The sequence below is a fragment of the Synechococcus sp. UW140 genome, from assembly GCF_900474295.1.
Taxonomy (GTDB): domain Bacteria; phylum Cyanobacteriota; class Cyanobacteriia; order PCC-6307; family Cyanobiaceae; genus Synechococcus_C.
Genome location: NZ_UCOB01000013.1, coordinates 1 through 5,000 on the forward strand (window position 1 = coordinate 1; position 5,000 = coordinate 5,000).

The following is a 5,000-nucleotide window of genomic DNA, read 5'->3' on the forward strand; positions in this document are numbered from 1 at the left end:
AGGGCTTGCGAGTTGGGTGAGTTGTGGGTTATGGTTTTGGACTGCGCGGGAGCCGAGAGGCGAGCGCGCGGACCACAGGAGTGAGGGCGAGAGCCTTTGGTGTCTGTGGTGCTTACGACAGCGTCAAGGGAGCGATCCCACGGTGTTGTAAGTTCTTCAAGCGGCTGACGAGGCCGCGCCGCTGAACCACTCCTGAGAGGGAGTAGGGAGGCGAGAACCTGGACAATCGAAAAGTTTAGGAACTGACGCTTTTATCGCGTTTAGGACCGAACCAAGGCTGCGAGGCTGAGGGGAGGTTTTGAATGAAGAGCGATAAAGGTGTGAGGTCCCGTCAACAATTTTTTAGTTGCAGAGAAGCATTGCGCTTACAGCAGCAAGGTTTTCACGAGCCTTGAGGTTGTCGGTGTGCGCAATGTGGAGCAACGACCGGATCTGAGATCCTGGAAAGTCACGAAGGAGAGATTCTAAGTGCACTCTTAAGAACCCTTTCTGTGTCAGCTGAAAGGAGGCTTCAACTGCAACCAGCAGAAGCTGAGATGTGGGTGATGCAAATCAATTTGCGATAGTGAAAACCATCAAAAGGAATTGATCTACAACGGAGAGTTTGATCCTGGCTCAGGATGAACGCTGGCGGCGTGCTTAACACATGCAAGTCGAACGAACCTTCGGGTTAGTGGCGGACGGGTGAGTAACGCGTGAGAATCTGCCCTCAGGAGGGGGACAACAGCTGGAAACGGCTGCTAATACCCCATATGCCGAGAGGTGAAATGAATTTCGCCTGAGGATGAGCTCGCGTCTGATTAGCTTGTTGGTGAGGTAAGAGCTCACCAAGGCATCGATCAGTAGCTGGTCTGAGAGGATGATCAGCCACACTGGGACTGAGACACGGCCCAGACTCCTACGGGAGGCAGCAGTGGGGAATTTTCCGCAATGGGCGAAAGCCTGACGGAGCAACGCCGCGTGAGGGATGAAGGCCTCTGGGCTGTAAACCTCTTTTCTCAAGGAAGAAGATCTGACGGTACTTGAGGAATAAGCCACGGCTAATTCCGTGCCAGCAGCCGCGGTAATACGGGAGTGGCAAGCGTTATCCGGAATTATTGGGCGTAAAGCGTCCGCAGGCGGCCCAAAAAGTCTGCTGTTAAAAAGTGGAGCTTAACTCCATCATGGCAGTGGAAACTGTTGGGCTAGAGTGTGGTAGGGGCAGAGGGAATTCCCGGTGTAGCGGTGAAATGCGTAGATATCGGGAAGAACACCAGTGGCGAAGGCGCTCTGCTGGGCCATCACTGACGCTCATGGACGAAAGCCAGGGGAGCGAAAGGGATTAGATACCCCTGTAGTCCTGGCCGTAAACGATGAACACTAGGTGTCGGGGGAATCGACCCCTCCGGTGTCGTAGCCAACGCGTTAAGTGTTCCGCCTGGGGAGTACGCACGCAAGTGTGAAACTCAAAGGAATTGACGGGGGCCCGCACAAGCGGTGGAGTATGTGGTTTAATTCGATGCAACGCGAAGAACCTTACCAGGGTTTGACATCCTGCGAATCTCCTGGAAACGGGAGAGTGCCTTCGGGAACGCAGTGACAGGTGGTGCATGGCTGTCGTCAGCTCGTGTCGTGAGATGTTGGGTTAAGTCCCGCAACGAGCGCAACCCACGTCTTTAGTTGCCAGCATTTAGTTGGGCACTCTAGAGAGACCGCCGGTGATAAACCGGAGGAAGGTGTGGATGACGTCAAGTCATCATGCCCCTTACATCCTGGGCTACACACGTACTACAATGCTACGGACAAAGGGCAGCAAACTCGCGAGAGCTAGCAAATCCCATAAACCGTGGCTCAGTTCAGATCGTAGGCTGCAACTCGCCTACGTGAAGGAGGAATCGCTAGTAATCGCAGGTCAGCATACTGCGGTGAATACGTTCCCGGGCCTTGTACACACCGCCCGTCACACCATGGAAGTTGGCCACGCCCGAAGCCGTTACTCCAACCCTTGTGGAGGAGGACGTCGAAGGTGGGGCTGATGACTGGGGTGAAGTCGTAACAAGGTAGCCGTACCGGAAGGTGCGGCTGGATCACCTCCTAACAGGGAGACAAACAACGATTTTGATGTCTGAGTATTTTATTCTTAGGCCGAAATCCTGTCACCTTAGGTCGATCGGTACCTCAGCTTTGAAGTGACTAATTCAGCAGCGATGTTGAAGAGAGTCATGGAGATTCTTAGTTCCTAAACTTTGTCTAGGTCACACCCCATAAGGGATGAGACTCCTGGGCCATTAGCTCAGGTGGTTAGAGCGCACCCCTGATAAGGGTGAGGTCCCTGGTTCAAGTCCAGGATGGCCCATTCGGTGTTGGGGGTTTAGCTCAGTTGGTAGAGCGCCTGCTTTGCAAGCAGGATGTCAGGAGTTCGAGTCTCCTAACCTCCACTGACCGACTCAATCCCCATCTCCAAGATTTGGAGTATGAGCTCGGATGGAGTGTGATTTAGATGTGTCCGCTGGATGACCCCAGCTTCCTGTCATTCCAAAGCAAGGAAAGAGTTTCTTGATTTGGTTGATAAGATGCTGGGCTCGAGTTTGGCTGGTGAGAGATCATCAGCCAAGTTTGATGTCTAGCAGAACCTTGACAACTGCATAGGTGAAGTCTGGAAAGAATAAAGCATCTCATGGATGCATCATTCTTAATTGGATGATGTTTGATTCTTGAGCAAGAGCCGAGACTCCATGGCGTTCTTTTTAGTGTGTCGAGCACTAAAGAGTTTGATTCCTTAATTCAGCAATGAATGGGGAAGAATCCGTTTCAACGACGGTAAGCGTGATGGAGATTAATTGGTCAAGCTACAAAGGGCTCACGGCGGATACCTTGGCACACAGAGGCGATGAAGGACGTGGTTACCTGCGATAAGTCTCGGGGAGCTGGAAACACGCTTTGATCCGGGAATTTCCGAATGGGGCAACCCCTAGTACGGCCAGCTGAATCCATAGGCTGGCACGAGCCAACCCAGCGAACTGAAACATCTTAGTAGCTGGAGGAAAGGAAAGTAAAAACGACTCCCTGAGTAGCGGCGAGCGAACGGGGAAGAGCCTAAACCGATGGTTTCGACCATCGGGGTTGTGGGACAGCAATGTGGAAAAGGGATGTTAGTGGAAGTGTTTGAATGGCACACCACAGAGGGTGAAAGTCCCGTACACGAAAACTGAACTGACCTAGCTGTATCCCGAGTAGCACGGAGCACGTGAAATTCCGTGTGAATCTGCGAGGACCACCTCGTAAGGCTAAGTACTCCTGTGTGACCGATAGCGAAACAGTACCGCGAGGGAAAGGTGAAAAGAACCCCGGGAGGGGAGTGAAATAGAACATGAAACCGTGAGCCTACAAGCAATGGGAGCCCGACTAATCGGGTGACCGTGTGCCTGTTGAAGAATGAGCCGGCGACTTATAGGCACTGGCGGGTTAAACCGGAAATGGTGGAGCCATAGCGAAAGCGAGTCTGAATAGGGCGTTTGTCAGTGTTTATAGACCCGAACCCGGGTGATCTAACCATGGCCAGGATGAAGCTTGGGTGATACCAAGTGGAGGTCCGAACCGACTGATGTTGAAAAATCAGCGGATGAGCTGTGGTTAGGGGTGAAATGCCAATCGAACCCGGAGCTAGCTGGTTCTCCCCGAAATACGTTGAGGCGTAGCGTCTCGTGCTCCAGCAGGGGGGTAAAGCCACCATTTCGGTGCGGGCTGCGAGAGCGGTACCAAATCGAGATGAACTCTGAATACCCTGTGTGTAGCGAGGCAGTCAGACTGTGGGGGATAAGCTCCATGGTCGAGAGGGAAACAGCCCAGACCGCCAGCTAAGGTCCCCAAATCAACACTAAGTGATAAAGGAGGTGGGATTGCCCAGACAACCAGGAGGTTTGCCTAGAAGCAGCCATCCTCAAAGGAGTGCGTAATAGCTCACTGGTCGAGCGATCCTGCGCCGAAAATGAACGGGGCTAAGTGTTGTACCGAAGCTGCGGATTTATGGTAGGGGAGCGTTCTATGTGGGGTGAAGCGTTAGCGTGAGCGGGCGTGGACTGCATAGAAGTGAGAATGTCGGCTTGAGTAGCGAAAACATGGGTGAGAATCCCATGCACCGAAACCCTAAGGGTTCCTCCGGCAGGCTCGTCCGCGGAGGGTTAGTCTGGACCTAAGGCGAGGCCGAAAGGCGTAGTCGATGGATAACAGGTCAACATTCCTGTACCGGTTATGTTTTGGGAAGAGGGACGGAGAAGGCTAGCCAAGCCAGATGTTGGTTACTGGTTCAAGCGTTCGAGGCTATGAGGAGCGGCGAAAACGTTCCGAGCTGAGGCGTGAGTACGAGCTGCTACGGCAGCGAAGTTGGTGATGTCATGCTTCCAAGAAAAGCTCTATACCCGTTAAGGCATAACTGCCAGTACCCGAAACCGACACAGGTGGGGTGGTAGAGAATACCGAGGTGCGCGAGGTAACTCTCTCTAAGGAACTCGGCAAAATGGCCCCGTAACTTCGGGAGAAGGGGTGCCAGCGAGAGCTGGTCGCAGTGAAGAGTCCCAGGCGACTGTTTACCAAAAACACAGGTCTCCGCTAAGTCGCAAGACGATGTATGGGGGCTGACGCCTGCCCAGTGCCGGAAGGTTAAGGAAGCCGGTCAGCGTAAGCGAAGCTGGCGACTGAAGCCCCGGTGAACGGCGGCCGTAACTATAACGGTCCTAAGGTAGCGAAATTCCTTGTCGGGTAAGTTCCGACCCGCACGAAAGGCGTAACGATCTGGGAGCTGTCTCGGAGAGAGGCTCGGCGAAATAGAATTGTCTGTGAAGATGCGGACTACATACACCCGGACAGAAAGACCCTATGAAGCTTTACTGTAGCTTGGTATTGTGCCCGGGCTCTGAATGCGCAGGATAGGTGGGAGACGTTGATCTAGTGCTCGTGGGTACTAGGGAGTCAATGGTGAGATACCACTCTTTCAGAGCTAGGGTTCTAACGTTCACCCGTTA

General features: G+C 53.2%; 2 tRNA genes and 2 rRNA genes (1 of these 4 running past the window's edge). All 4 read left to right on the top strand.

Features of this window, described 5'->3' with window-relative positions:
* Positions 1–592: 592 nt before the first annotated feature.
* A 16S ribosomal RNA gene (locus tag DXY10_RS04800) occupies positions 593–2,077 on the top strand.
* A 184-nt stretch (positions 2,078–2,261) separates the two neighbouring features.
* Positions 2,262–2,335, top strand: a tRNA-Ile gene (locus tag DXY10_RS04805).
* Between the two features lie 9 nt (positions 2,336–2,344).
* Positions 2,345–2,417 (top strand) — tRNA-Ala (locus DXY10_RS04810).
* A gap of 404 nt (positions 2,418–2,821) precedes the next feature.
* Positions 2,822–5,000 (top strand): 23S ribosomal RNA (locus DXY10_RS04815) (it continues 687 nt past the right edge of the window).
* The 16S and 23S rRNA genes sit together here with 2 tRNA genes alongside, the layout of an rRNA operon.